Source organism: bacterium (Candidatus Blackallbacteria) CG13_big_fil_rev_8_21_14_2_50_49_14 (assembly GCA_002783405.1).
In the GTDB taxonomy this organism is placed as follows: Bacteria; Cyanobacteriota; Sericytochromatia; order UBA7694; family UBA7694.
In genome coordinates this window covers 45,735-72,337 of sequence record PFGG01000005.1, presented here as the reverse complement: position 1 = coordinate 72,337, position 26,603 = coordinate 45,735, and the positions used below count along the sequence as shown (strand labels likewise).

General features: G+C 45.7%; 27 protein-coding genes. 15 read left to right on the top strand and 12 right to left on the bottom strand.

Annotated elements, in window-relative coordinates:
- The first annotated feature begins 4 nt into the window (after positions 1-4).
- Positions 5-1,207 carry a hypothetical protein gene (locus tag COW20_00710; GenBank protein PIW51026.1) on the top strand — a complete coding sequence of 401 codons (1,203 nt, stop codon included), beginning with the start codon at positions 5-7 and terminating at the stop codon, positions 1,205-1,207.
- A 58-nt stretch (positions 1,208-1,265) separates the two neighbouring features.
- Here COW20_00710 and COW20_00705 read toward each other — a convergent pair whose 3' ends face one another.
- Positions 1,266-2,171, bottom strand: coding sequence for a hypothetical protein (locus tag COW20_00705; protein PIW51025.1), 906 nt, complete (start codon positions 2,169-2,171; stop codon positions 1,266-1,268).
- Positions 2,172-2,535: 364 nt separating this feature from the next.
- Here COW20_00705 and COW20_00700 point away from each other — a divergent pair, with 364 nt between their 5' ends.
- The 7 genes from COW20_00700 (at position 2,536) to COW20_00670 (ending at position 8,164) form a co-directional block, all read left to right on the top strand.
- Positions 2,536-3,879, top strand: a complete 1,344-nt coding sequence (locus COW20_00700) for a hypothetical protein (GenBank protein ID PIW51024.1) — start codon at positions 2,536-2,538, stop codon at positions 3,877-3,879.
- Between the two features lie 2 nt (positions 3,880-3,881).
- Positions 3,882-5,150: an NAD-dependent dihydropyrimidine dehydrogenase subunit PreA gene (locus COW20_00695; protein PIW51023.1), complete on the top strand. Its 1,269-nt coding sequence runs from the start codon at positions 3,882-3,884 to the stop codon at positions 5,148-5,150.
- 69 nt (positions 5,151-5,219) lie between these two features.
- Positions 5,220-5,759: a DUF924 domain-containing protein gene (locus COW20_00690; GenBank protein ID PIW51022.1), complete on the top strand. Its 540-nt coding sequence runs from the start codon at positions 5,220-5,222 to the stop codon at positions 5,757-5,759.
- A gap of 170 nt (positions 5,760-5,929) precedes the next feature.
- The gene (locus tag COW20_00685; protein ID PIW51021.1) at positions 5,930-6,634 is read left to right on the top strand and encodes a Zn-dependent hydrolase; all 705 of its coding nucleotides are present in this window, start codon (positions 5,930-5,932) and stop codon (positions 6,632-6,634) included.
- Positions 6,627-7,022, top strand: a complete 396-nt coding sequence (locus COW20_00680; GenBank protein PIW51020.1) for a rhodanese-like domain-containing protein — start codon at positions 6,627-6,629, stop codon at positions 7,020-7,022. The genes COW20_00685 and COW20_00680 overlap by 8 nt, the downstream gene beginning before the upstream one ends.
- A gap of 60 nt (positions 7,023-7,082) precedes the next feature.
- Positions 7,083-7,880 (top strand): carbonic anhydrase, encoded by a 798-nt coding sequence (locus COW20_00675; GenBank protein PIW51019.1) that lies wholly within the window; start codon positions 7,083-7,085, stop codon positions 7,878-7,880.
- Between the two features lie 8 nt (positions 7,881-7,888).
- Positions 7,889-8,164: a hypothetical protein gene (locus tag COW20_00670; protein ID PIW51018.1), complete on the top strand. Its 276-nt coding sequence runs from the start codon at positions 7,889-7,891 to the stop codon at positions 8,162-8,164.
- On the opposite strand, the gene COW20_00665 is transcribed toward COW20_00670, so the two are convergent.
- Both COW20_00665 and COW20_00660 read right to left on the bottom strand, forming a co-directional pair.
- Positions 8,161-8,694: a hypothetical protein gene (locus COW20_00665; GenBank protein PIW51017.1), complete on the bottom strand. Its 534-nt coding sequence runs from the start codon at positions 8,692-8,694 to the stop codon at positions 8,161-8,163. The genes COW20_00670 and COW20_00665 overlap by 4 nt on opposite strands.
- Positions 8,694-9,281 carry a hemolysin III gene (locus tag COW20_00660; protein PIW51053.1) on the bottom strand — a complete coding sequence of 196 codons (588 nt, stop codon included), beginning with the start codon at positions 9,279-9,281 and terminating at the stop codon, positions 8,694-8,696. Before COW20_00660 ends, COW20_00665 begins: the two co-directional genes overlap by 1 nt.
- Positions 9,282-9,611: 330 nt before the next feature.
- Here COW20_00660 and COW20_00655 point away from each other — a divergent pair, with 330 nt between their 5' ends.
- The 4 genes from COW20_00655 (at position 9,612) to COW20_00640 (ending at position 13,547) form a co-directional block, all read left to right on the top strand.
- On the top strand, positions 9,612-10,040 hold the full coding sequence (locus COW20_00655; GenBank protein ID PIW51016.1) for a hypothetical protein: 429 nt from the start codon (positions 9,612-9,614) through the stop codon (positions 10,038-10,040).
- 303 nt (positions 10,041-10,343) lie between these two features.
- A complete protein-coding gene (locus tag COW20_00650; protein PIW51015.1) occupies positions 10,344-11,282 on the top strand; it encodes a 16S rRNA (cytosine(1402)-N(4))-methyltransferase in 939 nt (312 codons plus the stop codon).
- A 37-nt stretch (positions 11,283-11,319) separates the two neighbouring features.
- Positions 11,320-11,760, top strand: a complete 441-nt coding sequence (locus tag COW20_00645; protein PIW51014.1) for a hypothetical protein — start codon at positions 11,320-11,322, stop codon at positions 11,758-11,760.
- Positions 11,760-13,547, top strand: coding sequence for a hypothetical protein (locus tag COW20_00640; GenBank protein ID PIW51013.1), 1,788 nt, complete (start codon positions 11,760-11,762; stop codon positions 13,545-13,547). The genes COW20_00645 and COW20_00640 overlap by 1 nt, the downstream gene beginning before the upstream one ends.
- Positions 13,548-13,558: 11 nt before the next feature.
- On the opposite strand, the gene COW20_00635 is transcribed toward COW20_00640, so the two are convergent.
- Positions 13,559-14,743, bottom strand: a complete 1,185-nt coding sequence (locus tag COW20_00635; GenBank protein ID PIW51012.1) for an adenylosuccinate synthase — start codon at positions 14,741-14,743, stop codon at positions 13,559-13,561.
- 132 nt (positions 14,744-14,875) lie between these two features.
- On the opposite strand from COW20_00635, the gene COW20_00630 reads away from it, so the two are divergent.
- Positions 14,876-16,708: an SLC13 family permease gene (locus COW20_00630; protein ID PIW51011.1), complete on the top strand. Its 1,833-nt coding sequence runs from the start codon at positions 14,876-14,878 to the stop codon at positions 16,706-16,708.
- A gap of 79 nt (positions 16,709-16,787) precedes the next feature.
- The gene (locus tag COW20_00625) at positions 16,788-17,378 is read left to right on the top strand and encodes a hypothetical protein (protein ID PIW51010.1); all 591 of its coding nucleotides are present in this window, start codon (positions 16,788-16,790) and stop codon (positions 17,376-17,378) included.
- On the opposite strand, the gene COW20_00620 is transcribed toward COW20_00625, so the two are convergent.
- From COW20_00620 to COW20_00595, 6 genes are all read right to left on the bottom strand, one after another.
- Positions 17,372-17,998, bottom strand: coding sequence for a hypothetical protein (locus COW20_00620; protein PIW51009.1), 627 nt, complete (start codon positions 17,996-17,998; stop codon positions 17,372-17,374). The genes COW20_00625 and COW20_00620 overlap by 7 nt on opposite strands.
- A complete protein-coding gene (locus tag COW20_00615) occupies positions 17,995-19,479 on the bottom strand; it encodes a SpoVR family protein (GenBank protein ID PIW51008.1) in 1,485 nt (494 codons plus the stop codon). Before COW20_00615 ends, COW20_00620 begins: the two co-directional genes overlap by 4 nt.
- Before the next feature lie 91 nt (positions 19,480-19,570).
- Entirely contained in the window at positions 19,571-20,680 is a 1,110-nt protein-coding gene (locus tag COW20_00610) for a hypothetical protein (protein PIW51007.1), read from the bottom strand.
- A 4-nt stretch (positions 20,681-20,684) separates the two neighbouring features.
- Positions 20,685-22,724: a serine protein kinase gene (locus COW20_00605; GenBank protein PIW51006.1), complete on the bottom strand. Its 2,040-nt coding sequence runs from the start codon at positions 22,722-22,724 to the stop codon at positions 20,685-20,687.
- A 55-nt stretch (positions 22,725-22,779) separates the two neighbouring features.
- Positions 22,780-23,031 carry an XRE family transcriptional regulator gene (locus COW20_00600; protein ID PIW51005.1) on the bottom strand — a complete coding sequence of 84 codons (252 nt, stop codon included), beginning with the start codon at positions 23,029-23,031 and terminating at the stop codon, positions 22,780-22,782.
- Positions 23,032-23,145: 114 nt separating this feature from the next.
- Positions 23,146-23,853 carry a hypothetical protein gene (locus COW20_00595; protein PIW51004.1) on the bottom strand — a complete coding sequence of 236 codons (708 nt, stop codon included), beginning with the start codon at positions 23,851-23,853 and terminating at the stop codon, positions 23,146-23,148.
- Between the two features lie 152 nt (positions 23,854-24,005).
- Between COW20_00595 and COW20_00590 the strand changes: the two genes are divergently transcribed.
- Entirely contained in the window at positions 24,006-24,770 is a 765-nt protein-coding gene (locus COW20_00590) for a hypothetical protein (GenBank protein ID PIW51003.1), read from the top strand.
- Here the strand turns inward: COW20_00590 and COW20_00585 are convergent.
- Together COW20_00585 and COW20_00580 are read right to left on the bottom strand one after the other, a co-directional pair.
- The gene (locus COW20_00585) at positions 24,754-25,965 is read right to left on the bottom strand and encodes a hypothetical protein (GenBank protein ID PIW51002.1); all 1,212 of its coding nucleotides are present in this window, start codon (positions 25,963-25,965) and stop codon (positions 24,754-24,756) included. The two genes, COW20_00590 and COW20_00585, sit on opposite strands and share 17 nt — an antisense overlap.
- 80 nt (positions 25,966-26,045) lie before the next feature.
- Positions 26,046-26,504, bottom strand: a complete 459-nt coding sequence (locus tag COW20_00580) for a hypothetical protein (GenBank protein PIW51001.1) — start codon at positions 26,502-26,504, stop codon at positions 26,046-26,048.
- Positions 26,505-26,603 lie beyond the last annotated feature (99 nt).

Sequence of the window (26,603 nt, the reverse complement as noted above, 5' to 3'; positions counted from 1 at the left end):
GACCATGAAAAGTGCTCAAGCAGCCAGTATTTTATTTGGCTTTGCCATGCTTTTCTCCTGTCAAAGCTTGCCCCTCAATTTTCAAAACAATCTGGCCCCCTTTTCTCCGGCACGCATCACCCTTCAGTCAGCCAAACCCCAAAACTTCAGTTTGAATCAAAATACACGCAGTTTAAAACTCCCCGAGCAAAGACCTGTTCGGGTTTTAAGTGATCAGCTGGTCTTCCAGAATTCTCCCCATTTTCAAGTCGGTCAGATTCTGATCGGCAGAGGCTTGGATGGGCGTGGTTTTTTAAGATCGGTTTTAAAAACAGAGACAAATTCCTCTCAAACGCTTGTATACACTCGCCAGGCCCATCTCACCGAGGCCTTTGAGAGCTTAGATGCCAGTGCAATTCCAACAGCTCAAAATTTGAAACCGATCGAATTGGATAAGCGCAGCTTCCAAATTGGACTTTTAACGATAGAATCCAGCTTAAAAGCCCAACCAGATTTTTCGGATATGCGTTTGAAAATACAAAATGGCAAAGCGCTTTTTGTGCGTTTGGCCCCTGAATTGAAATTGAGCTGGGAGATAAGCAGTCGCGCCAATTTTTCTACTGCGCAAAACAATCTCTTGGCCTCTCCGATACCGATGCAACCGATTGGAGAAATCAATTTTAAAACCTTCAGCTATGATACCGATATTGGGCCTGTACCGGTCAGCATTCTGATCAGACCCGGTGCCATGCTGGAATGGGGCCATCAAGGTGCCGGCAGTCTGGAATGGGGCGGCCAACTCAACGGCAAACTCAAGGCGGGCATCGAAATGACAGCCCGTGTCTCTGAAAAGCCAAGTTTCGTCACTTCCTTTGACTATGGCTATGGGGGAAGTATGAATGATCCCCGCATGAACTTTACTGGAACCGTGCTTTCCCGCTTGCACCTGCCCCGGTTGAAAGTAGAATCTGAAATTGCAGGCATGCCCGGCCCCTATATTGATAGCAGTGCATATTTAGAGGGCGATCTGAAAGCCAGGCTTACTTTGGTTGGCAATCAGAAAAAAGTCACAGGATCTGCAGAAGCCCATCTGGGCCTGGCCTTAAAAGTCGGGCTTCCCAAAACTGCTTTGTTTGGGGATCTGCTTCAGGATGAAATTCAAAAAACCCTGATCAACCGCCGGGTCAAACAATTGTATAAAAAAGAACTCAGTTATACCCTTCCCTGATCAACCCAACAAACAAAAAGGCAGGGAAATCCCTGCCTTTTCTCATAGAATTGTAAAGTTAGGGCATAAAACTCTTCAGTTCGAGCAAAGTTGTCACCGTGATACCCGAAGTCGTACTCTTATTTTCCTGCTTCACCATGCCGGTTCCAACCGCCATCCACAAGCTGGATTCCTGGGTGGATTCCACACTGCCAGCACCTGTTGAACTCGTGACATTCATCATGCCAGCAATTTTATCTGCCGAAAAGCTCCCCGCAGGAACCGTCACGGATTCAGGTCCTACCAACGAATATTTCAGCGTTCCATTGGTATTGCCATTTTGTCCCAGCTCTGAATACATTTTGCCAGGGTTGGATTTATTAAAGCTTGAAGTGCTGGGTTTAATCGGTGCGCCTCCTGGGATTTCAGTGGTCATCTTGACTTGGGTCGAAAGCGTGACCATATCACCGGCCACAGCCGTAACTTCAATCGTAAACTCACCCATTTCACTGGGTGCCGCAGGAGTCGAGCTGCCTGTAGAACCTGAACTCCCCCCCGAGAGGCCATTCAAAATCGCATTTACATCTGGAATCTGCTGAGCACTAAAACCAGCTAAGCCAGAAAGGTTGGGAAGTGCAATGCCCGGCATTTTCAGGCTGTAGACCCATTTCATGCCCACACGGTAATTGACGGTATATTTATTGAAGAGATCTTCACCTTCAACCTTGATCACACCATTTCCAGGTTCAGCAGAAGCAGCGGGAGTAGGTTCTGAAGACGGTGTTGAAGGATTCGCAGAGGGAGAGGTGGCTGGCGTGGCAGCAGGGGAGGCTGAAGGAGAGGCTGAAGCTTTGACAAGTCCAGGCAAACTGCTGGATAAGCCTGAAGGCAAAGAAGTAGGCAAACCATTGCCTGTACAAGCCATTAAACTTATGAGGGAGACGGCTGAAAGTCCCAAAATCAGATTGCGTGAAAACTGTTTCATTTTTATTTCTTCCTAAATCTTCTAGTCTTAGCAAAGCAGGCTTTTCAGCCTCACTCTTGATAATATATTCACTTAATTCTTGACGAATGGCAAGTGGCGCATAAAGACTGACCTCAGAAAATGTTTTGAATCTGTCTCACGCTGATTATTTGACATGAAATACACAATATTGCATTATTTTTGCGTTTTTGTATGATTTGTAAGAATTCAGAGACTTGAGTCCCCTGTGGCATGCCTGCTATAATAAAACTTTCTTATCCATTTCACTATTTTGATTTAAATCTGGTTAAAGTCCTGCTTTTTCCAGTTTTGTGTTTTTGTTTTATATACAGGTATCATTCAATCGAAGTTGAAGGGAAAATTCATGACCCAGAACTATCTTGAGCATCTACCCAGTGATCGCAGTGAGGCTGCAATCTCAGATTTTAAACCCCGTTACAATGACCTTCAGGCCTTGGCCGAGGCAAACCGTTGTCTCTACTGTCACGATGCGCCCTGTATTCAGGCCTGTCCGACAGAAATCAATATTCCTGAATTTATTCACCGCATTGCCTCTGGAAATACCAAAGGGGCTGCACGTACCATCCTCGACTCCAATATCTTGGGCTTGAGCTGCGCCTCAGTTTGTCCTGTAGAGGTGCTTTGTGCTGGCAGCTGTGTTTATAACCATATGCAGATGAAGCCGATTGAAATTGGCAGACTTCAGCGCTACGCAACAGAGTTTGCCTATAATCACGGTATTCAGTTTTATCAAAAAGGGCCTGAGACTGGCAAAAAAGTTGCCTTGATCGGCGGAGGCCCAGCAAGTTTGGCCTGTGCTGCTCAATTGGCACAAATGGGGCATCATCCAGTCATTCTCGAACGTCATGCCTTGCCTGGAGGTTTGAACACCACGGGGGTAGCTGCCTATAAATTGCGGGCAGAAACCAGTCTGCGTGAAGTGGCCTATATCAAAGAAATTGGTGTTGAAATCCAGACCGGTGTTTGTGTCGGAAAGGATATTCAATTTGAGGATCTTGAGAAAGCATACGATGCCATCTTTTTAGGGGCAGGCTTGGGCCCTGATTCTTGCATGGATCTCCCCGGCGAGGATTTGGTTGGTGTTTTTGGAGCACTTCAGGTGATTGAAACGCTTAAATTGGGGAATTTCCCAGTCTCTGAGTATCAAAAGGCGATTGTCGTGGGAGGTGGAAATACTGCCTTGGACGTGGTGCGCCAATTGAAGAAATTGGGTGTCGCTGAAGTCACCATGGTCTACCGTCGCAGTGAAGCGGAAATGAGTGGTTATGCCCATGAGCTCGCTTGTGCACGCCAAGAAGGCGTAAAATTTCGCTTTCAAACTCTGCCCGTCGCCATTTTAGGCCAGGAAAGCGTAGAGGGCATTCGCTGTATCGAAATGGAACTCAGTGAACCCGATGAATCAGGTCGCCGCAAACCCACCCCCATCGCAGGCTCAGAATTTGAGTTGAAGGCCGATTTGGTGGCAATGGCCACAGGACAGGAAAAACTGACATCGCTGTTCAGCCAAATCAAAAGCTTGGAATTGAACCGCGGCAGAGTGGTCGTCAATGCCCAAGGCCAAACCTCAAACCCCCATTATTTTGCTGGTGGCGATTGTGTCAACGGCGGAAAAGAAGTCGTCAATGCTGCTGCTGAAGGCAAACGTGCAGCATTTGGAATCGATGCCTATTTGAAGGAAGGAAACTAAACATGGCCAATCTCTCAAGCAATCTTGCAGGTATAAAATCACCCAATCCTTTTTGGTTGGCTTCTGCTCCCCCTACCAATTCAGGGGATCAAATCATGAGGGCCTTTGAAGCGGGCTGGGGAGGTGCAGTCTGGAAAACCCTGGGGGAACCGATTGTCAATGTTTCCTCTCGTTACGGCGGCATGGATTATGCGGGAACCAAACTGGCGGGTTTAAACAATATTGAATTGATTACCGATCGCCCGCTGGAAATCAATTTTAAAGAAATGTATGAGGTCAAGAAAAGATTTCCAGACCATGCAGTCATCGCCTCTTTAATGGTTGAAACCAAAGAAGAATGGAAAGATATTATTAAGCGCTCGATTGACGCTGGCGCAGATGGTTTGGAATTGAATTTTGGCTGTCCCCATGGCATGTGTGAGCGGGGCATGGGTTCAGCTGTCGGACAAGAGCCCAAAGTTTTGGAAGAGATTACCTCCTGGGCTGTTGAATATTCTACGGTTCCCGTAATCATTAAGTTAACTCCAAATGTCTCGGAAATCGTTCCCCCTGGCCTTGCTGCAATGCGCGGAGGCGCCCATGCTGTCTCGCTGATCAACACCATCAAGAGTGTGATTGGCGTGGATATTGATCGCATGGTTCCCTTGCCCTATGTGGGTGGTAAATCATCAAATGGCGGCTATTGTGGCCCGGCAGTCAAACCCATTGCACTGCGCATGGTGGGAGACCTGGCCCGTCAACCTCAGTTTAATATTCCGATTTCAGGGATTGGGGGTGTATCGAACTGGCGGGATGCGGTTGAATTTATTTTAATGGGCGCGACCAATGTTCAGGTCTGTACTGCAGTCATGCATCATGGCTTCCGGATTGTCGAAGATATGATTGAAGGACTGAGCAATTATATGGATGAAAAGGGGTTTAAAACCATTGATGAAATGGTCGGATTGGCCAGCCGAAATTTTGTAGAATGGGGCGATCTCAATCTCAATTTTAAAGTGGTTGCCGATATCAATCCTGAAAAATGTATTGAGTGCCAACTGTGTTATATCGCCTGTTGGGATGGCGCACACCAGTGTATTCACTTGCATGACAATGGAAAACGAGTTCCCTTTGTGGATCAGGAACATTGTGTGGGTTGTAATCTTTGTTCTTTGGTCTGTCCTGTTCCTGAGTGCATTACGATGAAGGAAATTGACCAAGAAAAAGAATTCATGAATTGGAAACAATATCAAGAAAAAACGGGGGCACGCATGGCCTGTGACCCCAATTAATTTTCTAATTTAACGCATTCAGGCTCTGAAGATTCTCTTCAGAGCCTTTTAACTTGAGAGGAGACGCACATGCAGGCAAAGGCAATCTTAAAATTTTGGTTCGAAGAAATTGAAACGAAAAAATGGTGGGTAAAAGACCCTGAGTTTGATCAGTTGATCCTGTCGCGATTTGGAGAGATTCATGCCCAGGCAGTCAAATCAGAACTCTTTAGCTGGCGCAGCAAGGCCCAAGATCAATTGGCTGAAATCATTATTCTGGATCAGTTTTCTCGGAATATTTACAGAGATACTCCCTCAGCCTTTGCTACGGATCCTCTGGCTCTGGCCTTGGCCCAGGCGGCAATCGAAAAAGGTTTTGATCACAAGCTTCCCCCCAGAGAGCGGGCCTTTATGTATATGCCTTTTATGCACAGCGAATCGCGCCTGATTCATGAAATCTCTCTGAAACTCTTTCAAGCAGAAGAAGTCTCTGGCAATTTAGATTTTGCGATCAAACACAAAGCCATCATTGATCGCTTTGGCAGATACCCCCACCGCAACCAGATTCTGGGAAGAAGTTCCACACCTGAAGAAATTGCCTTTCTCAAGGAACCCAATTCAAGCTTTTAAAACAGCAAAAATTCTTCAATGATGGGGAACCAGGATCTCCCATCATGGATTATGAATCATAAATAACCGAATCTGTAAACAGCTTGACAGCACATAATTTTTTATATACCATAGGGGGTATAGTAATCACCTGATATCAGGTACCATTCACAAAGGAGATTTTTTTTATCATGATCTTTCGTCAGCTCTTTGATCAGGAAACATGGACTTATACGTATTTAATCGGAGATGAAGTAAGCGGAGAAGCGCTTCTGATCGATTCAGTCGATGAGAAAGCAGAAAGAGATGCTCGCCTGCTTCAGGAATTGGGACTGGATTTAAAATACCTCATGGAAACCCATGTACACGCCGACCATATCACCGGCGTGAGCCAATTGAAAGCCCTCTATCCCAAAGCCCGCTCAATTGTCTCTGAATCGGGAGGAGCCCCCTGTGCAGATATTCTGACAAAGGAGGGAGATCAATTCAAACTTGGTGAAATCGAGATTCAGGTTCTGTCAACGCCCGGTCATACCAATGGCTGCCTCACCTATTTGGTAGAAGATATGGCCTTTACAGGTGATTCTCTCTTTATAAGAGGTACGGGCAGAACCGATTTTCAGCAGGGGGATGCCGGCAAAATGTATGACAGCATTACCCAAAAGCTGTTCAGCTTGCCCGCTCAAACAAAAGTTTACCCTGGTCATGATTATGCAGGACAATCTGTCAGTACGATTTCTGAAGAGATGCTACACAACCCCCGTTTGGCAGGTAAATCCCGTGAAGAATATATTCAAATCATGGAAAATCTGAAACTTCCCCACCCCAGAAAACTGGCAGAATCTGTCCCCGCGAACCAAAGATGTGGTAACCGATCCGAAAGTTTAAGTGTTTAAATTCATTGAATGCATGAGGAGATCCGTGATGAAACTCAGTTTACCTTTTTTAAAATCGTCTAAAGCGTCCCAAATTCAGAATATCTACAGTGACACTGTCTATTCGCTCTATCAAGCACAAGACAAAGATACAGTCTTTATTGATGTTCGCGAAGCTTTCGAATGGCGTGAAGGCATCATTCCTGGTGCTTTAAAAATTTCACTCTCAGAACTTTCGGGAAAAATTCACAGTTTGGATCCAAATCTAAACTATGTACTCGTATGTAGAAGTGGAAACCGCAGCTTAACAGCCGCACGGATGCTTGAAAAAGCTGGATTCACCCAGCTTTCAAATTTCCAGGGAGGCATGATGGCCTGGCAACAGAAAAGATATCCACTCTCAAAATAACCAAAACCCGTAAAGGTCGGAGCAAAGTATCGTGCTCCGACCTTTTAGAAAGGCATCCAGATGAAATTTAAAACCATCCTCTTCAGTCTGATATCTGCTTTGATCGTGAGCAGCCCAAGCAATGCTGCGCCATATCTTGAAAATCGACCTGAAAGCATTATTCAGAGGCTCTTTTCACAAAGCCAAAAATTTGTTTCACAGCACAATCATGCCTATTTTGAAAATTTTCAAGGGGAACAAAATCCTGGAATTACCCTTTTGGGGTGTTCTGATTCAAGAGCACATGCTGTCGCCTTCAGCGAAGATCCCGTCAACCAAATCTTCTCTGTGCGCAATATTGGAAACCAAATCTACAACAGTTTTGGTTCAGTGGATTATGGCGTCTATCAGTTAAAAACACCGATTCTGCTCATTTTGGGGCATACGCATTGTGGGGCCGTCAAAGCGGCTTTAACGGAATACAGTCAGGAATCCTTTGCAATTGTTCGCGAAGTCGATCACCTTTCAGCGCATTTAAATCATCAGCCCATTCCAAATACAAAAAATGCATTTGAGAGCTTTTGGCTCGAATCTGTTCAAAGAAATGTAGATTATCAGGTACAGGTTGCCTTGAGGCGCTACCAACCAGAAATTCAGACTGGAAAATTAACGGTCATGGGGGCTGTCTATGATTTTTTAAATGCCTATGGCCAAGGGGAAGGCCGCCTCATGCTCGTCAATCTGAATGGGGAAACTCAACTTGATAAAATCAAACAATCCGATCTGCTCAAAGGCTTATCAGAAGATTTACGCAAACACTCGATACAGAGGGTCAACTATTCAACTCCGCTTGAATCTCCCCCGATCTATTCACACTGAGGTAAACCATGTCCGTTCAAAATAAAAACCAAAGCGAAGAATTACCAGCCTGGTCCTTTTGGGGAACTGTTGTTTCTGCAGTGGCCGCTCAAGCCTGCTGCGGATTGCCCTGGTTACTCCTGACCCTGGGAGCCAGCAGCAGCTTTGTCAGCCAATTAAATCTACTCAAACCCTACCGCCCGCTCTTTGTGGCTGCCGCATTTCTGTTTTTGATCGCAGGATTTTGGCAAGTGTGGCAGGCACGCAAAAGAGGATGGACCTGTAAGCCAAGAATTAAAGCTTAGTCTTCTGGCTGAATCTCAATTCCAGCTTCAAAGGGCAACCAAAACCTATTCTCTTCAGACAACCAGAGCACATAGAGAATTTTCCCAGGCTGAAAATCCCGAAGAGCATCTCTGCGCCACAGAATTCCCGTGAGTTCCTGAGGGCTGGGCGAATCAACCCAAACCTGAAGCGTGGTATGGGGTGTACTGCTAAAAGGATTAAACTGGGTTCCTCTGGAAAGAATTTTGGCCTGAACCAATTCCCCCGATAGCATAGCTTTTAGACGCGAAGCTTCTAATTGTTTTGCAAGCTGATAAAAATAAATTGAAAAAACCGAAAATAACAGAACACCCCCCCCGATGAGAGGAAGAGATGCTGTCTTGTCTGCACTGATGACCAGGGGAACCAAACCTGAGAGCAGGCCTAGCGCAGATAGGATTGAGATCAAACGGTAGGGGGGGAGCCCTCTCTTCCAGGCCTTGTCCTTTAATATTTCAAGACTTCTGCGCTCGGGGCTTGCCAGCTTGACGACTTGTACTTTCTTGGACATCAAGCTTGTACGACAAAGAATAAGATCGTGAAATAATGCGCCAAACTCCCTGCTATCACAAAGGCATGCCAGATTGCGTGTGCAAATCGGAAGGTATGATCCAAAAGATAAAAAATCGCACCCAAGGTATAAAAGACACCCCCCAACACCAACAAGCCAATGCCCCACCCTCCTATGTGCTGATAGAGCGGCTGAACAATGGCAAGGCTTAACCATCCCATCAGAATATAGGCCAGGGTAGACAGAAGATCAGATTTGTAAAAGAAAAAAACCTTGTATAAAATTCCACTGACCGCAATCAGCCAGATAAAAACAAGCATTCCCCAGGCTTTTGGGCCCTTTAAAGTAACCATCAGAAATGGGGTATAGGTTCCAGCGATCAGAAGATAAATCGCACAGTGGTCGACTGTTTCCAATGCTTTTTTCCAGGGCAACTTCACAGCCAAAGAAGTATGAAACAAAATCGAAGCCACATAAACCAAAAGCAAGGTAACACCATAAACTGTCGAAGCGACGATCTTCAAGATCGAACCTGAAATGGCTGAAAGTGAAATCAATACTCCCAAACCGACCAAGCTTAAGAACATTCCAAAGCTGTGAAGGGTAATATTTGCTATTTCTTCACGGGTCTTGGGACAAAGCACTGGAGGGGCAGGTGGAACCAAATTTTCCAAGCTTTTCACCTCTCTTCATGATTCACGCTCTATCTATGATTTATAACACAAGACCCACATAGAACGCGCAGTGAGAATTTTCAGCATAAGATTAAATTAGATTAATCCTACGACTAACGATTCGTGCCGAGATGGCTAAATCTAGCTTAAACCCTAGAAGCACAAACAATTGGCAATTGACGCGTGTATTGAGGGATGATAATCTTGCTTGAACGCTATAAAAATTCTAGAGGAGTCGGTTTGATGAATAAGAAATTATTTTTGCTTTTGGCTGCCACCGCTTTAACTTCCGTGACCTTGGCAATGCCTGGCCAGAGTTTTGCCCTTGATAACACCATGACCTCAAAACCCCCTGTTGTTCGCGTAGATGACGAATTGGATCTCGATTTTGATTTGGTAAATGAAACAGGCTATGCGATCAGCGCAGTTTATCTTTCACCCACTTCAGTCGAAGAATGGGGCCCCAATATTGCTCCCGATGATCTTCCCAGCGGAGCCAGCGGGCATATTCATTTCAGCCCTGGTGCGACTGCTGCAAAATGGGATCTGAAAGTCGATTGGGCCGATGGTTCTCCTTCAAGTGTATGGACAGAACTGGATTTAACTGAGATTTCGACCCTGACCTTGCATTATGATCGTGAGACCGATACGGCAACCGCTCACGCTGAATAATTCAAGCTAACATTAAGCTCAGAAAAGACCCTGCGGGGTCTTTTTTTTATGGAAACCCCTATGGAACTTGAAGTAATATAATCATTCCCCAACCAGTCACTTTGGTTTTTAACAAGCCTGTTTTTGTGCTGAATATCACATAAATTCTGCTGATTTATCAAAAAAGATCAGAATTAGATAAAAAACAAAGCTCAATCCGACTTTGAGGCGTAGACACCAGGATCTGCATGTGTTACAAATGTGTGACAGGGCTTACGGAAAGCAGATCCCAGACTGTCAGAAACTGAAATAGAGGAGCATATCTTGTCCCCCCCCGAAATCGAACATTATTCGGTCATGCGCAGGGAGGTACTGGATTGGTTAAATATTCAGGCTGACTTCCGGATACTTGACTGCACCACGGGTGGAGCGGGTCACAGTATGGAAATGCTGAAACGTGCAGGTTCTCAAGGTTTTCTCTGGGGCATTGAGCGGGATCCAGAAACCTTGATACGCGCACAAAAGCGGCTAGAAACCCTGAATTTTCCATTTCAGTTAATACCAGGCAATTTTGCTGATTTAGAGGCTCTGGCCTCTGAATATGGTATGAAGGATTTGGATGCCATTTTATTGGATTTGGGAACTTCCCTTTTTCAATTAAAAGAGCCTCAAAGAGGTTTTTCGTTTTTGAATGATGGTCCTTTGGACATGCGAATGAATCCAGACGAAGCGGTGGCCACTGCCGCAGATCTTGTAAATCAATTGAGTGAAGCAGAACTGACTCAGATTTTTCAGGACTTTGGTGAGGAGCGCATGGCCAGACGCATTGCACGGGCAATCATCGCGCAACGCGTAAAGGCGCCATTTTTAAGAACGAGTGAACTTGCCCAATTGGTGGAAAAAGTAATGCCGCGCCACGGCCAAAAACTTCATCCTGCCACGCGGGTGTTTCAGGCCTTACGGATAGCGGTGAATGGCGAACTGGATGCACTTGAGCGGGTGCTTCCACTTGCTGTGGATCTGCTAAAACCAGGAGGACGCTTGGCCGTTATATCTTTCCATTCATTGGAAGATCGACGTGTCAAACTGTTTATGCGTGAAATGGCAACAAATTGTATCTGCCCACCGAGGCAGCCAATTTGTACCTGTCAGCATCGGGCCAAAATTAAATTATTAACCCGAGCGGTGAAACCTTCAGAGCAAGAAATTGCTGAAAACTCACCTTCACGCAGTGCGCGCTTAAGAGTTGCAGAAAAATTGTAGATGAGCTTGAATTGAATAAGATGGAGCGGATGAATTAATGGCGGCAACAACAGCACTTAATAATACAACACAACTTCAGGCAAGAGTTGAGGCAACTCCCTGGACGCGTACCTTTACAACCAAGAAAACCATTGTGCGGACAGAACAAATCTCGCCGATGGGTATCCTGTTTCTGGTGAGTCTTTTTGTGGGCTCTCTTTTGATTTACTTTCACTCAGTGCTGATTGAAAACCAAGCCAACCAAAAACAACAACAGATTATTCACACCAAGGAAGAGAATGACGTACTTCAAGCTGTACTTGCTGAGAAAAAATCACTTGCAACCGTTGAACAAAAAGCCATGGGCATGGGCATGCAGCAAGTTGAAAATTATCACTATATAACCTTGGAAAGCTCTGTTTATCATCAGGCAGAATCAGGCAGTTCAATCGCGATACAGTCTAAATCCAAGGAAATTCGCACTCCAGTTGGCTTTTAATGATGTCTCGACCTCCCCGCTCTCCAGTCACAAACTCAGAAAAATCATCGGATGATACACTCACGCCGCGCAGTGTGCCTTCTGTTTACAATCAAAGGATAGGATTTCTCTATCTGGCCCTGGTTTCTGGATTTTTGATTCTGGCGGGAAGGGTCTTCTATTTGCAGGTTCCCCAACACCAGGAATTTAAAAAACAAGCGATCACCCAACAGAAAAAAGTCATCAGCATTGCTGGAAAACGCGGAATCATCACGGATCGTGCCGGACACAAGCTGGCGATTGATGTGCCCGCTTTCGCTATTTATGTCGATCCTGAATACCTCAAAGAAAAGCCTGCTGAAATTGTGCCAAAACTCGCTCCGCTCTTAAATGAACCTCAAGACAAACTGCTCAAAAATCTTTCAGGCAATTTTTGGCATTATATCAAACGAAAAGTTGACGAAAAGACAGCCCAAGAAATAAGGAAACTTAAAATACCAGGGATTGGTATTCTTTCTGAAAATAAACGGATTTACCCTCACAATGATATGGCCGCCTCATTAATTGGCTATACCGATATCGATAATTTAGGCCAAGAAGGGATTGAAAAATCATTTAATGAATTTCTTCAGGGCGGAGCCACCAAAGCAGGTATCCTAACGGATGCCTATGGCAATGAATTGCTTCGAATTGATGGGGATCTTCCCTTCCTGACTGAAAAAGCAAAAGCCAATAAGGTCGTATTGACCATTGATGAAAATATCCAATACTTGGCTGAACGCGAATTAAAGAAAGGCATGGAGGCCACCCAGGCTGAACGCGGAGTCGCAATTGTCATGGGAATCCCTGATGGCGATTTACTCGCCTTGGCCACCAATCCATCCGTTAATTTAAATGAAATTCCGGGCAAAGGCTGGGATCCGAGAATCAAGAACTGGGCAGTCACTGATTTTTATGAACCCGGTTCTACCATGAAGGTTTTTACCCTTGCCGCAGCACTGGAAGCAGGCAAGACCTCAATAGATGAAGTAATTCAGGTGCCGACCCTGATTCATGTCGACAATTGGCCTGTACATGACCACCACCAACCCCCTGGATTGGTGCGTTCGCTTAAACCCTTTCAAATTTTGGAACTTTCAAGCAATGTCGGCTCAAGCATGTTGGGGCGTCGCATGAAGCCTGAGCAGCACCGCAATTTGCTTTTAAAATTTGGATTTGGTAAGAAAACGCACTCAAAGCTCAATGGGGAGGTCGGAGGGCTCTTACCTGAATTGCCCTGGGCCGCCTCGCGTCAATCTACGGTTTCTTTTGGGCAGGGCGTTGCCGTCACTCCCTTGCAGGTTGTGACTGCTGCTTCAGCGATTGCCAATAAAGGCATTCGGATTGAACCCCGGATTATCCACGAAATTGTTTCACCTGAGAACAAAGTCATCAAGCAGTTTCCCCCCAATAAAACGAGAACCCTTTCTGAGAAAACAGCACAGGAAATGCTCAATATGATGATGCAGGTGGTTGAAAGCCCCCATGGCACAGCCCACAATGCCAAAATTCCAGGCTATCTTCTGGGAGGCAAAACAGGAACTGCGGATAAGGTCGTCAACGGACGCTACAATGGTGACGTCATGGCTTCATTTATTGGCGTTTTGCCCGCAGACAATCCTCGCTATGTTATTTTCGTGCTTTTTGATGCGCCCAAAGCTGCGCATTATGCCAGCATGACAGCCGTTCCCGTTTATAAGGAAATCTGTAAAAACCTGATTACTTATTATGGGCTTCAGCCATCCCACCCCGAAGAGTTGAAACACTGAAGCCCACCAGATTAATCTATAATCAGGGTTTGAGTCCGCTCAGGCCCCCAAGAAACCAATTTAATCGGGGTTTGAGTCTTGGCTTCAATAAAATTTAAATAATTCCGTGCGTTCTGAGGTAAATCTGCAAGCGATTGACACTCAGACAGGGGTTCACGCCAACCTGGCAAGGTTTCATAAACCGGTTCAAGCCCTTCAAGCACACGAACCTCTGCGGGATACCCTTTCAGGAGCTGATCTTGATAACGGTAGGCCGTACAGACTTTCAATTCATCCAAGCCACTGAGAACATCCAGTTTGGTAATACTCCAGCGGTTAATGCCATTGATTCTGCGCGCATAGTTGGCCATCACCAGATCCAGCCAGCCACAGCGGCGAACCCGTCCGGTAGTGGTGCCAAATTCGTGCCCTTGTTTTTGCAAAAATGCGCCAGTTTCATCCAATAGCTCAGTGGGAAAGGGTCCATTGCCAACACGCGTGGTATAGGCTTTGAGAATGCCATTGACCTCATGGATCGCAGTGGGGGGTAGACCTGTTCCCGTACAGGCGCCACCACTCGAACAATTTGAAGAGGTCACAAAAGGATAGGTGCCATGGTCGATATCCAGGAAAGTGCCCTGCGCCCCCTCCAGCAGAATCTTCTTTCCGTTCTCAAAGGCCTCATGCAATAAATGCGTGGTATCGGCGATCAGGGGAGATAAAAAAGTTAGCGCCTCATGTTCTGAACTCGTCAGGGACTCACTGTAATGCCATTCACCCAGTCGCACGCCTTTGCGTTGGGTTTTGTCTGTATAGGCAGGGCCAATGCCTTTGCCTGTCGTACCGACCTTCAAGCTGCGCGAAGCTTCCTGGGCTTGATCCCGCAGAATATGTTCTTCTAGAATCAAATGGGCCCGACTGCTCAACCAAAGTTTGCCTCTGACTTCAATGCCACGCGCTTCGAGCTTCTGAATCTCCTCAGCCAAGGCGACAGGATTGATCACAACCCCATTTCCCAATACACTTTGTTTGCCACGGCAAATGCCCGAAGGCACCAAATGCAATTTGAAAGTTTCATCACCCACAATCACGGTATGCCCCGCATTGTTTCCGCCTTGATAGCGCACGATAAAATCAGCACTTTCAGAAAGAAAATCTACGATTTTACCCTTGCCTTCATCTCCCCATTGGGCACCCACAACAATCTGCATGAAAATTTATATCCTTTTCGATGGTTTCACAGTCAGGATACCATTCCCCATGGGAAATAGGCAGAATTGAAAATTTACCCAGACTGTGTTTTGATGAACAGAAAACTTAGCAAGAAATACCCTCGAGAATAGGAAACCATGAGCCCACTTCTGATCACGCTTTTGATCCTTTTGACCACGATCGTTCTGTTTGTTTCAGATCTGCTCAGATTGGATCTTGTCGCTGTTTTAATGCTCTCAGCTTTGATGATGACTGGCGTAGTGAGCCCAGAACAAGCCCTGGCGGGATTTTCAGATCCAGTAGTGGTCATGATCGCCTCACTTTTTGTCGTGGGGGGCGCTATTTTACAGACAGGAACCGCCCAATGGCTGGGATCAGGCGTCTCAAAGCTGACAGGGAACAGTGAAATACGCCTTTTAATTGTTCTAATGCTCGCTGTTGCTCTGCTTTCAGGTTTTATGTCTTCAACAGGAACGACAGCCGTATTTTTGCCCATTGCCCTCTCTCTGGCTCAGCAGGCAAAGCTCTCACCTTCACGCTTGCTTATGCCAATGGCCTTCGCCTCTCTTTTAGGAGGAATGCTCACTTTAATAGGAACCCCGCCGAATTTGGTGGTCTCAAATACCCTCAAAGAAGCTGGTCTTTCAGGCTTTGGTTTTTTTGATTTCACGCTTCCAGGTCTCTGCGCATTAATCGCCAGCATTTTATACTTTGGGGTGCTCGGACGTAAACTCTTGCCTCAAGCAACAAAGTCAAGCAAAGATTCTCAACAGGAGCCCAAACCTGAGAATATTGAATCTCTACTCAGGCAGTATGAAATGTCAAATCAACTCAGATGGGCAGCTTTACCACCAGGTTCTTCGCTCTTTGGTAAAAGCTTAGCTGAGCTTCAACTCGGAAGTGAATACGGCATTCAGATTCTCTCAGCCCGACGGGACTCAGGTTTTAATTCAGAGGAGATTGCTCTCTGTTCTGGCAAAACCTTACTGGAGCCCAACCAGGAAGTTCTGATCAGCGGTGACGCAGAAGCGTTGAAAAAGCTTGAAAAAGCATTGGGTATCACCTGGCTAAGGTCTGAAAAACCCATGCTGAAAATGGGGGGGCACTCTCTCGGATTGGCAGAAATGCTCTTGATGCCGCGCTCTCGCTTGGTTGGAAAAACGCTTGCTGAATTTCAGTTTCGGGAACGCTATCGCCTGCATGTATTGGCCATTCAAAGAGGCAACCAGCTAATCAAAGCCCCTCTTGCTCAGCTTCGGCTCCGCTTTGGAGATTTTTTATTGGTTCAGGGAGACTGGTCGGGTATTCACAGATTAGGGCTCGAAAAAAGAGACTTTGCGGTTTTAAACCTGCCCGAAGAAGCCCATGCTGCGAATCCATTTAAAATAGGGCTTACTCTGTTTTGGTTGGTCACCCTGCTCGTTCTGATGTTAACAGGCATCTTCCCCTTGGTTACCGCAATTCTCATAACTGCATCTGGCATGGTGCTTACTCGCTGCTTGAGCATGGAAGAAGCCTATCAGTCCATTTCTTGGGAATCCGTGCTCTTGATCGCTGCGATGTTGCCGATGTCCACCGCTCTGAACAACAGCGGCAGTACAGAAGCACTGAGCCACTGGCTATCTCAGGTATTGGGCGGATTGGGCCCCTATTGGGTTATGGGCAGTCTCTTTCTGATCACTTCTTTTTGCAGTCTGTTTATTTCAAACACGGCAACTACGGTCCTGATTGCCCCCGTCGCACTTCAATTGGCACTCACCCTTCACTATTCACCGAAAACGCTTTTAATGGTCGTCGCCTTGGCTGCATCCTCAGCCTTTGCAACCCCTGTCGCATCACCCGTCAATACCATGGTGCTGGTTCCAGGCGGCTACACATTCAAAGACTATCTGAAAGTAGGGCTGCCCTTGCAAGTGTTGATCCTGCTGATCTGTCTGGGCGTAGTGCCGATGATTTTCGGGCTGAAATAAAAGTCATTGGATTCTGACGTTACCCAGCACAGAGGCTGCTACAATAGTAAAAATAAATAGAAATGACAGTGTTTGCTTCATGTTGGGGCTTCAGGAAATTTTTACCCATATTTACAAGGAAAAACTCTGGGGGGAGGATGAAACCCTCTCTGGTTCAGGATCTCGACTCTCTGAGGCGGGTGGGTTGGTCAAAATACTCCCCCAATTAATGGAGATACTCGAGATTCATTCGCTTTTGGATTTGCCTTGCGGTGACTTTAACTGGATGCAATACGTCGATTTAAAAGGAATTGACTATATCGGGGCGGATATCGTTCCAGAATTAATCGCCCAGAATCAAGCTCGCTATCAGCAGGAAAATATTCACTTTCAAGTCTTGGATTTAACCCATGAAGAACTGCCAAAAGCAGATTTATTATTGGTGCGCAATTGTTTTACCCATTTGTCTTTTTTACAAATTCAACGCTGCTTAAAAAATATTCACAGACATGCATTTGAATATCTGCTGATCACGACCTATCCTGAGCTGACTGAGAACACAGATATTCAATCTGGGCTGTGGCGCCCTTTGAATATGTGCCTTGCCCCTTTTAAGCTGGATCCGCCCCTCAAATTGATCCCTGAGTCAGCAAGAGGCTCTTATCTGGGCCTTTGGAAAATGGCTCAATGAATCCAGGCAGAAGCTTCGAGTAAATCCTCTTGTAGTAAATGTAATTTCTGTTGATAGCATTCATAATAGGGCATCACCGTTTGGGCGCTGATATTGCGTATCGGAAAATCTTCAAGTTTGTCTTTAAACGCTTCAGCCTGATCCAAGATCTCTTCCATTTCAACTTCAATCAATTTCAAGGCTTCTGGGGTATGGGTTTGTTGAAGTTTTCGGTTTAACGCAACGACCGCCTCTGTTTGGGTTTCAACCGAGGTTCTGAAGGTCACCAGTTCATTTGAACAATGAATCACTGCACGCATATAGGTCAAATATTCTTCGAGATAGGTTAGCAATCTTCTCAGCTCAAAGACATTGATTTCTTTTTCAATTTTTTCAAAATTGGCTTGCATTTCCTGATAAAAACTCAGTAGACCATAGTGTCGAACATGAAAATTTTGAATATCTCTGGCTTCACAGGAGGGAATCGGCTTTGTTTCCTGATAAATATTTTGGTTCTGAAGCATAATCGCCTGCTCAGACTCCATATAGAGCTTTTCAAGTGGCGAATATTTTTGCTGATTTTTGGCAGGGGGATCCTTGCCTTGATCCAAAACCGATTTTAACTGTTTAAAATTTATCACAAGAGGCGAGAAGTATGCTCCTTCCCATCGTAGCTCAACAACTTCACACGTTCATCGACAATCGTTTCAAGGTTGGTGGGCCGTTTCCACACCTTATAGAGATTCGCCAAGGTATCTTGGGCATAATCCAATTTGAGATCAACACCTGTATGGGTATGCACCAAATAGAGCTCGCCACGGTTGTCATGGTTGGCGTCCACGATTTCAATATAGGGTTCTCCAAAATTGGTCAGACTGGTGAGCAATTTTTGCTTGATATCTTGATACTGCCGAGATGCGATTTCGTACTGCTCACTGGAGCCATTGTATTCAAAGGTAAACAATTTTAACCTTTCACACAATTCCATGGTTAAAAACTCATCGAGGAACATCACATCGTTATAGACTTTTCTGACTTCAAAGATTTTTTGACGCCCCAAACCCAATTGTTTGTCCCATTTGCGCTTTTCTTCGTAAGAACTACATTCCTCATACTCACGACCGAAACGCCCCGTATTCCAGCGTTCTTCAATATCTCGGTAGATTTCTAGCCCAATTTTATAGGGATTGAGTTGTCGGGCACTCATGGCCATCGTGCCCGAGTGCAAATCTGCAAAATCAACAATTTCACTGGCCGTGGCAGCACGTTGGGTCATGATCACCGAATGCCAATAGCTGGCCCAGCCTTCATTCATAATTTTGGTGGCCCGTTGGGGCGCAAAATACAAAGCTTCATCCCGTACAATTGAAAGGATTTCAACTTGCCAGTTTTCCAAAGGGGCATTTTCCATCAAAAACAACAAAACATCCCGATAGGGTTCACTGGGAAAACGCTCTTTCTTGCGCAGTTGTTCTTCTTTGTACTGACGTTCCTGCTCTTCAATATATTCCTTGGGATTGATGTATTTTTCCATATGAGGCTTAGACCGCAAGCGAAAATTGGGCGTTTGATCAATGGCATCTTCATCATAGCCATAGGGCTTTTTCTCTAAGCGTTGAATATGATCTGAGTGAAAGTCGATCAGGTTTTCAAGTGAAAGCGCTGTATCCAAAAAGGCTTCGACAGTATCCTCGCCATAGCGTTCGATATATTGGCGCACCTGGGTGCCGTGATTGGCCATGACATCCATCATTTTGCGGTTGGTATGGGCAAAACTTGCGTTGTTTTTAAAAAAATCACAGTGGGCATAGACATGCGCCATGATGGTCTTTTGATCCACATCCCGGTTACAGTTCATCAAATAGGCATAGCAGGGATCCGTATTGATCACCAGTTCATAAATCTTAGAAAGCCCATAGGCATAGGATTTGCTGAGTTTATTGTATTCCATGCCAAAACGCCAATGCGGATAGCGCACAGGAAAGCCATCATAGGCGGCAATCTGGTTCATGGTTTCAAAATCAATCATTTCATAGATGACTTCAAAGAAATCCAGGCCGTAATCGCGGGCAATTGATTCAATCTGTTTGCGTGTAGCTTCAAGCTCTGGCGTAAGCATCATCGAACGAAACCTTCCAAATTTCTAATTCTAAAGGACTTGAAAACAGCTCAACAAAACAATTGCTAAGTGCATACGAAGCCCATCTTTCAGGCTATCTACCTGTGCCGAGAAATGTTTTAATTCCTTTGATAATCGCGTCTTTGTTTTCGATTTTCACCAGTGAAACTTTCTCTTCATCAGCAAAATGCTTGGTCAGTTCCTTGATGAATTTCCCACTGCCATACCGGCTTTCAACCTGTCCATAGCAGAAGAGATTGCTGGCAGGCAGCAATTGTTCGCGAATAATTTTGACGCTTTCTTCATTGTCACGCTCAGACCAGTTATCCCCGTCTGAAAAGTGGAAAGGATAAATATTCCATTGATCGGCTGGATATTCTTCCTCAATCATTTTGGCACAGAGTTTATAGGCCGAAGAAATGACAGTGCCCCCGCTTTCCCGCATGCGGAAGAAGGTATCTTTATCCACTTCCTGGGCAACCGTATCATGCACAATATAACGGGTTTTGAGGCCTTTATAATGGGTGCGCAGCCAGGTATCAATCCAGAAAGAAGTAATCCGCACAATCTCTTTCTGTTCTTCTTCCATGGAGCCTGAAACATCCATCATCAAGATAATCACGGCATTGGTGAGAGGTTCGGGAACCATCTCCCGGTAGCGAAAACGTAAATCCTGCCGAATGGGGACGATAATCGGATCTTCAGCATTGTATTCTCCTGCCGAAATCTGACGTTTCAAAGCTTCTTTATAGGAGCGTTTGAAGTGGCGCAGGGAATTGGGCCCCACATGGGTAATCCCACGGTAGCGGCCCTTCATGCTGGTGATTTCTTCACTGCCTCGCGGTTCAATCCTGGGCAGTTCAAGCTCTTCAGCCATGAGCTCCACCAATTCATCGAAGGTCAGCTCAATTTCAAGGGCATGTTCCCCGGCCTGATCTCCTGCCTGACCCGAGCCTTGGCCTTGGCCCTGTTCACCCCCGACGGGATCGCCGGGTTCCCCATCGCCAGAACCCACGCCCCCGCCTTTGCTGCCATCGAGCTTAAAATGGGGGATATCGATTTGAGGAATGGGAATCGAGACAATATCTTTGCCTTGTTTCCCCATCATTTCGCCCTGAGAAATATACTTTTTCAGGTTTTCACGCACTTTCCCACGGATAATGCGCTTAAATCGGCCGACATCCTTATCTATTTTTGTAGACATTGACTTAGCGATCCTTTACATCGCCTCGGGCGAAAATACTTGCCACAAAATTCAAGACATCGGTTGCTGATGCTTCATTGTAGCCATAATTCTTGATCAGCCGTTCTTTGACAATGTCGATTTGCTGCTGCGCTTTTTCGTCCATGACGTTGCTGAGCAGACTGGTCAGCTTGATCGAATCTTTGCGGTCTTCAAAGAGCTTGAGTTCAAGCGCTTTCTGCAGACGGGCATTGGTATTGTATTCAAAGGTGCGGCCTTCAATCGCCAAAGCCCCGATATAGTTCATAATTTCACGGCGGAAATCATCCTTGCGGCTTTCGGGGATATCAATCTTCTCTTCGATCGCACGCATCAGATTTTCATCGGGCTGTTCGTAATTGCCTGTATATTTGTTTTTGACCTTTTCTTTTTGGGTATAGGCCTTCACATTTTCAATATAATTGCCGCAAAGGTTGCGAATGGCATCTTCATCGGCAGAAATCGCACGCTGAACTTCGCTTTTGACAATGTTTTCATACTCTTCTTTGACAATCGCAAGCAGTTCTTTGTATTTCTTTTTATCGTCTTCATTGACAATCAAAGAATGGTGCTTCAAGCCGGCATCCAATTCATTCATCACCATGAAAGGATTGATGTATTTTTCATCGGCATATTTGACAAGAGCATTTGAAATTTTGTCTTGGATATAGCGGGGTGAAATGCCATTCATGCCTTCGCGAATGGCTTCTTTGCGCAATTCTTTGACATTGTCTTCAGTAAAGCCTGGCACCATCTGGCCATTGTAGAGTTTGAGCTTCTGCAAAAGATTCAGTTGGTGTTTTTTGGGCTCTTCAAGCCGAGACAATACAGCCCACATTGCAGCAATTTCAATGGTATGGGGGGCAATATGCATGTCTTTGATTTTGCGAGAATTAAAGTCCTTTTCATAGACTTTGATTTCTTCACTCAAACGGGTGATATAGGGAACATCAATTTTAATCGTACGGTCACGCAAGGCTTCCATAAATTCATTGTTTTGCAATTTACGGTACTCAGGTTCATTGGTATGCCCCAGAATCACCTCATCAATATCCGTCTGGGCAAATTTCTTGGGTTTGATTTTATGCTCCTGCGAGGCTGTCAGCAGGTCGTAGAGAAAGGCCACGTCCAATTTCAAAACTTCGATAAACTCAATAATGCCACGGTTGGCCACATTGAACTCACCATCAAAATTAAAAGCACGCGGGTCGGAATCTGAACCGTATTCCGCAATTTTGCGGTAATTGATATCCCCACTCAACTCTGTTGAATCTTGATTTTTTTCATCCTTAGGCTGAAAAGTACCGATGCCAGTACGATCCCGTTCAGAAACAATCATCCGGCGGACTTTAATATGCTTGATCAACTGGGCCCAATCGCCATTGTATTTGCTCATAAAATGAGCAAAATAATAACGGCAAAGGGGGTTTAAATCACCCAAGATACGAATTTGCTCATCATCGGGTAGTTTTTCATTGATTTTCGCCAAAACTTCTGAGCGAACCTCTTCAGGCAAGAGTTTGAGGGGTTCCTCATGCATGGGGCTGGGAACTTCTGTCCCATCTTCAAGAATCCAGGAATAGGTATACATTGCACCTTCAGGTGTTCGGGAATAAATTTCAAGGCTCTTTTTCAAAAGCCGTGCGACCGTAGATTTTGAAGAACCCACTGGGCCATGCAGCAAAATGACACGTTTTTCAGTCCCGTAACGGCGTGCAGCGGCTTTTAAAACCTGAACCAGTTTCATCAGATGAATATCCAGACCAAAAATCGCATCAGCCCCTTGGCCCTGGGGATCATTAAAAAATTTCCATCGGGTGATCTTCTTTTTGTATTCGGTATATTCTTCAAATCCAAACGAGACGACCATATCATAAACACGCTGAAAAGCAGAACGGGCCACCTTGGGATTTTGTGAGACAATATCGAGATATTCCTCGTAACTGCCCTCCCACCAGAGTTCTTTAAACTCTTCTGTATTTTGGAGAGACTTCACAATTGATAATAGTTCAGAGCCGTTTCCCATGGCTTTTTTTCTCCTTTAGCCTGATTGAAATACTATGCCACATTGTTCTAGCTGGTTAAGTAGCACCGGTCACTGCGGCGGTTTCTGGGGAAAATTCGAAGAGATCAGAAGGTTGGCATTCAAGCACCTGGCATAAACATTCCAAATGCCTTAAGCGAATCATGGTAGGTTGATCTTCCTTGAGTTGCCGAATGGTATTGCGATGAACGCCCATGCGTTCGGCCAGCAATTTATTGCTGATCCTGCGTTCTTTCATACGTTCGCGCAAGGTCCATTTCAGCATGGAGAAAGTCCGTTCCTGTACCATGTTAGCTTGATACTAACACAAAGCGCGAAAATAAATCCAGCCACTTGCACAGATTTTATGTGCAAAACTTGGGGGGCCAGAAAAAAAATTCAGTTCTCGGATTTCAAGGTATATTCAAGGACAGGGATTTTTCTTTAGAGGCAAAGGCAAGTTGTACAAGGCGTAAAGGGTAGCAATATCCCCCTCACTAATATCCCGCAAAGTATTTCCATAAAAACCCCAACAGCCCCCACACATGACATCACTTTCATTCGGGCTGTGAGGAAGTCCCAAAGCATGGCCCACCTCATGTTTCGCGATCGAAAGTAATTCGTCAGCTGAAAACAAAACGGGTTTGTTCACAAGACCTGTCATACCTGAACCCAATTGCGCGCGTACAGCCAAAAATACAACACTTTTGTGGCGTAGCTTGCCTTTTACACTGCGATAGAGAATGGGAAGAAAGGCCTTTCCCCATGCTCCCTCATTTTTGAAATCATCTTTCCATTGGATTTTAATCATGGCTTTTTTAGGATGATCTACAAACTGAAATTGAATAAACGGGGCCCTTTCAGACCAAGCAAAAAAGGCCTTTTGCACCAGGGGATAATACATATCTGGCTGCTCAACCTGAAAGGGGACAGGGGGAACATAGACCGTAATCGGCAGTTCGTATTTAAACCAGCGCATGCTGTTATACTCTTGCAGACTTCTTTTCTCACTGCAAAGATAATGCTCAAACGCCCAAACTGGAGTTGAAAAGATCAGCCCCCCCGAAAAGCAGATGGCAAACCCTCCATTGAAAACCCTTTTGACAAATGCTTGAAAAGGCCATTTTCTCATACAACTCAAAGTCCACCCCTCTGCTTCATTGGATGGATCTATTGTGACTGAGTTTTCAGGATAATTCAAGAATGCAAGGCCAAGTTGAAGCTCTGCTTCTGATAGAATAGGATGAAAATCAAGCAAACTGACACAATAAGAGGAAACACCGTATGCAACGTGTTCTGATTTTGATGAGTTTAATCTGTTTTTCCTGTCAGACCCCGCTGCCCAATTTACCCGTTCCAGCTCAAAACAATCCCCAAACCAGCCTTCAGAACGGTATTCAGTTGAGTTTACCTTTTGCAGCCTATAAAGAGGCCTATCAGGGTTTTTATCCGAATGACCAATTTGAGTTTCAAGTCTTGGATACCAGCCCAGTTCAGGCAGACAAAACCCCTTTGCCAATTTTCAAAAAACAGTTGAAACTTGGAGATCTTGAGGATACGCTTCAATTTAACCTGCCTTTGCAAGCAGGCAGAAAATACCGCTATGCGCTCAATCTGCACTCACAAGCAATGGGATGTGGCGGCCCCATTTTGGATGGCGAGTTTGAAGTAACCGCCAGTGAAAATCACTATACTTTTGAATCCCAGGATTTAGAAGTTATCTCAGATTTGCCTGAAGGGGGCTCCTTGGTAGACAGCCGGCCCTTGAGTGGATTTGTCAAAAACAAATTGGGACAAGCACTCGCAGGTATTGAAGTGCAGCTTGAAAATCCAGGTTCGGGCCTTGCAACCAAAATCGAAACCAATCAAAAAGGCTGGTTTGTTTGGGGAAAAGCCCCCCTCTCGACAGAAGTCAAAATTACAGTAACGCCCAAGCAAGGAGCCCCACTTGTACTCAGCCATGTTTTGCGTCGCCGCGATGATAAGGGGGCACTCAGGGGGGTGTGCGACCCCTCTTTAAACCAATTGGAGATTATCCTACCGGAGTAGCCCAACCGGGTTTGCGCGAGGAATGAATATGCATCCCCCGCTTTTCAAGTGCCTGGAAAAAGGGCTCTGCTTTGATCGCCTTTTCAGGCGGGCAAACCCCTCTTTCAGTAATTTCTCCAGCCAGCAACATTTGCGCGGCAATCGAAGGGGGAGAACCGGTGTCGATATCCGTGCCGATTCCCCAAGCGGGCAGACCGGCCGTATGCAGATCGTTGATCCAGGTAATTCGTTTCCCCTGTTCTTTGCCTTTGACGATCACTCTGAGTATTTCATACTGCTTGGGTTCAGTGATGGCCTCAGGAACGGGCTGGTTCATGACCACTGAATTGAGCAAATCGATCGGAGCGACCTGGCCTTCAGCAAAGGAGATGGCCTCTGGGGAAGCCAAACCCAAATCTCTTAAAAAGCGAACTTTTTCAACAAAGTCTTTATCGAAGGCAATTTTAAAGCTAACTTCTTCAATGCCTTTCGCTTTATAGGTTTCAGCCAGATTGTAGATTTCAGAATGCAAGGTATACATGGGATATTGCTGACCCACAGGGGCCGGGAAACGATAGGCTTTCAGACCTGACATCGGTTTTAGAAAACGGTATTTGCCCTTTTTAAATACCGCAGGCTGCAGAGAGAATTCTTCGAGGATCGTTTTAAAGGAATAGGAAACTGGCAATATCTGCTTAAAATTGTATTTGGTTTTATCTATCGCACCCAAAAGAATATCAATCGAATGCACACTTTCCATGGGGTCAGCAGCCAGTTTGGCAAGCAAATTGGTAATACCCGGAGCAGCGCCAATACCCATCAGCGCCGTCAGGCCAGCTTTTTCAAAGGCTTCATGCAGAGCTACCTGTTTGCGTGTCATATGAAAAAGCCCGCCCAAATCGGTATAATGGGCCCCCAATTCAAGCGCAAACTCCATCACCTGCAGATTGAATTCATAGGGCAGAGAATTGAGCAAAACCTGGGTGCCTTTTAAGGCCTTTACCAGGGCTGCAGGCTCCTGCATATTGACTTGAACAGCTTTGAGTCCTTTGCGTTTATGGGCTTTGACCAAAGCCTGGGCTTTTTCAATATTGGCATCTGCAATCCAGATCTGGGCCTCCGCAGGAGCCGTTTCGATCAGGTCACGAACAGTGATTGAGCCCATGGCGCCTGCGCCACCCAAAACAGTAAATACAGGGGTTTTTGACTTTGGCATAGCTGCACCTCATTGTTTGCTACATTGAATGATCCGTCAGACTCATTTTACGCAAACAGCGCACGAGAAACAATCAGGAATTATCTTTCCTGACCTTCATTGGGGGGAGGGGTCGGCCGCCCTGAGACATCAAACTGACGATCCAGCTCATAATGCGTCATATTCAGATAGCGATCGCGCACGCTGATATGCAATTGGGGTGGGGTGCCGTGGGTCTTGGTTTCTACTCGATAGGGGCCATTTTCAAAGATTCTATCAGGCAGGGGCCGAGCATAGCGGTCCATTTGGTAAGCCGTCACAGCAGCCTCGGCATACCCCAATGCCAGACCTTCGGCTTTGGCTTTAAACTGCATGACCTGAAAGCTGGCCAAGCCCCCTGCAACGCCTAAAAGCAAAACCAAGAGAGAGGCCAGAATCCACTTCAGTTTGCCGCCTTTTTTAGTAGGCTTTTGTTTTTCGGGTTTTGATTTGGTTTCAGTCTCGGCCTGTACTTCAGGCTGAGACTCAGAAATTTCGGAGGATTGTTTTTCTTCAGACATGGGCTAATTTTAACATACCTCAAAGAGATTTCAAGCGCTGTGGACTGGGCTTGCTTCCTGCAAGGCTGAAACAGTCCTGAATACTGCGGGCTCAATTCG

Coding starts and splice junctions, on each gene's coding strand:
- COW20_00710 (PIW51026.1), top strand. CDS start 5: ATGAAAAGTGCTCAAGCAGCCAGTATTTTATTTGGCTTTGCCATGCTT.
- COW20_00705 (PIW51025.1), bottom strand. CDS start 2,171: ATGAAACAGTTTTCACGCAATCTGATTTTGGGACTTTCAGCCGTCTCC.
- COW20_00700 (PIW51024.1), top strand. CDS start 2,536: ATGACCCAGAACTATCTTGAGCATCTACCCAGTGATCGCAGTGAGGCT.
- COW20_00695 (PIW51023.1), top strand. CDS start 3,882: ATGGCCAATCTCTCAAGCAATCTTGCAGGTATAAAATCACCCAATCCT.
- COW20_00690 (PIW51022.1), top strand. CDS start 5,220: ATGCAGGCAAAGGCAATCTTAAAATTTTGGTTCGAAGAAATTGAAACG.
- COW20_00685 (PIW51021.1), top strand. CDS start 5,930: ATGATCTTTCGTCAGCTCTTTGATCAGGAAACATGGACTTATACGTAT.
- COW20_00675 (PIW51019.1), top strand. CDS start 7,083: ATGAAATTTAAAACCATCCTCTTCAGTCTGATATCTGCTTTGATCGTG.
- COW20_00670 (PIW51018.1), top strand. CDS start 7,889: ATGTCCGTTCAAAATAAAAACCAAAGCGAAGAATTACCAGCCTGGTCC.
- COW20_00665 (PIW51017.1), bottom strand. CDS start 8,694: ATGTCCAAGAAAGTACAAGTCGTCAAGCTGGCAAGCCCCGAGCGCAGA.
- COW20_00660 (PIW51053.1), bottom strand. CDS start 9,281: ATGTTCTTAAGCTTGGTCGGTTTGGGAGTATTGATTTCACTTTCAGCC.
- COW20_00655 (PIW51016.1), top strand. CDS start 9,612: ATGAATAAGAAATTATTTTTGCTTTTGGCTGCCACCGCTTTAACTTCC.
- COW20_00645 (PIW51014.1), top strand. CDS start 11,320: ATGGCGGCAACAACAGCACTTAATAATACAACACAACTTCAGGCAAGA.
- COW20_00640 (PIW51013.1), top strand. CDS start 11,760: ATGATGTCTCGACCTCCCCGCTCTCCAGTCACAAACTCAGAAAAATCA.
- COW20_00630 (PIW51011.1), top strand. CDS start 14,876: ATGAGCCCACTTCTGATCACGCTTTTGATCCTTTTGACCACGATCGTT.
- COW20_00625 (PIW51010.1), top strand. CDS start 16,788: ATGTTGGGGCTTCAGGAAATTTTTACCCATATTTACAAGGAAAAACTC.
- COW20_00615 (PIW51008.1), bottom strand. CDS start 19,479: ATGATGCTTACGCCAGAGCTTGAAGCTACACGCAAACAGATTGAATCA.
- COW20_00610 (PIW51007.1), bottom strand. CDS start 20,680: ATGTCTACAAAAATAGATAAGGATGTCGGCCGATTTAAGCGCATTATC.
- COW20_00605 (PIW51006.1), bottom strand. CDS start 22,724: ATGGGAAACGGCTCTGAACTATTATCAATTGTGAAGTCTCTCCAAAAT.
- COW20_00600 (PIW51005.1), bottom strand. CDS start 23,031: ATGGTACAGGAACGGACTTTCTCCATGCTGAAATGGACCTTGCGCGAA.
- COW20_00595 (PIW51004.1), bottom strand. CDS start 23,853: ATGAGAAAATGGCCTTTTCAAGCATTTGTCAAAAGGGTTTTCAATGGA.
- COW20_00590 (PIW51003.1), top strand. CDS start 24,006: ATGCAACGTGTTCTGATTTTGATGAGTTTAATCTGTTTTTCCTGTCAG.
- COW20_00585 (PIW51002.1), bottom strand. CDS start 25,965: ATGCCAAAGTCAAAAACCCCTGTATTTACTGTTTTGGGTGGCGCAGGC.
- COW20_00580 (PIW51001.1), bottom strand. CDS start 26,504: ATGTCTGAAGAAAAACAATCCTCCGAAATTTCTGAGTCTCAGCCTGAA.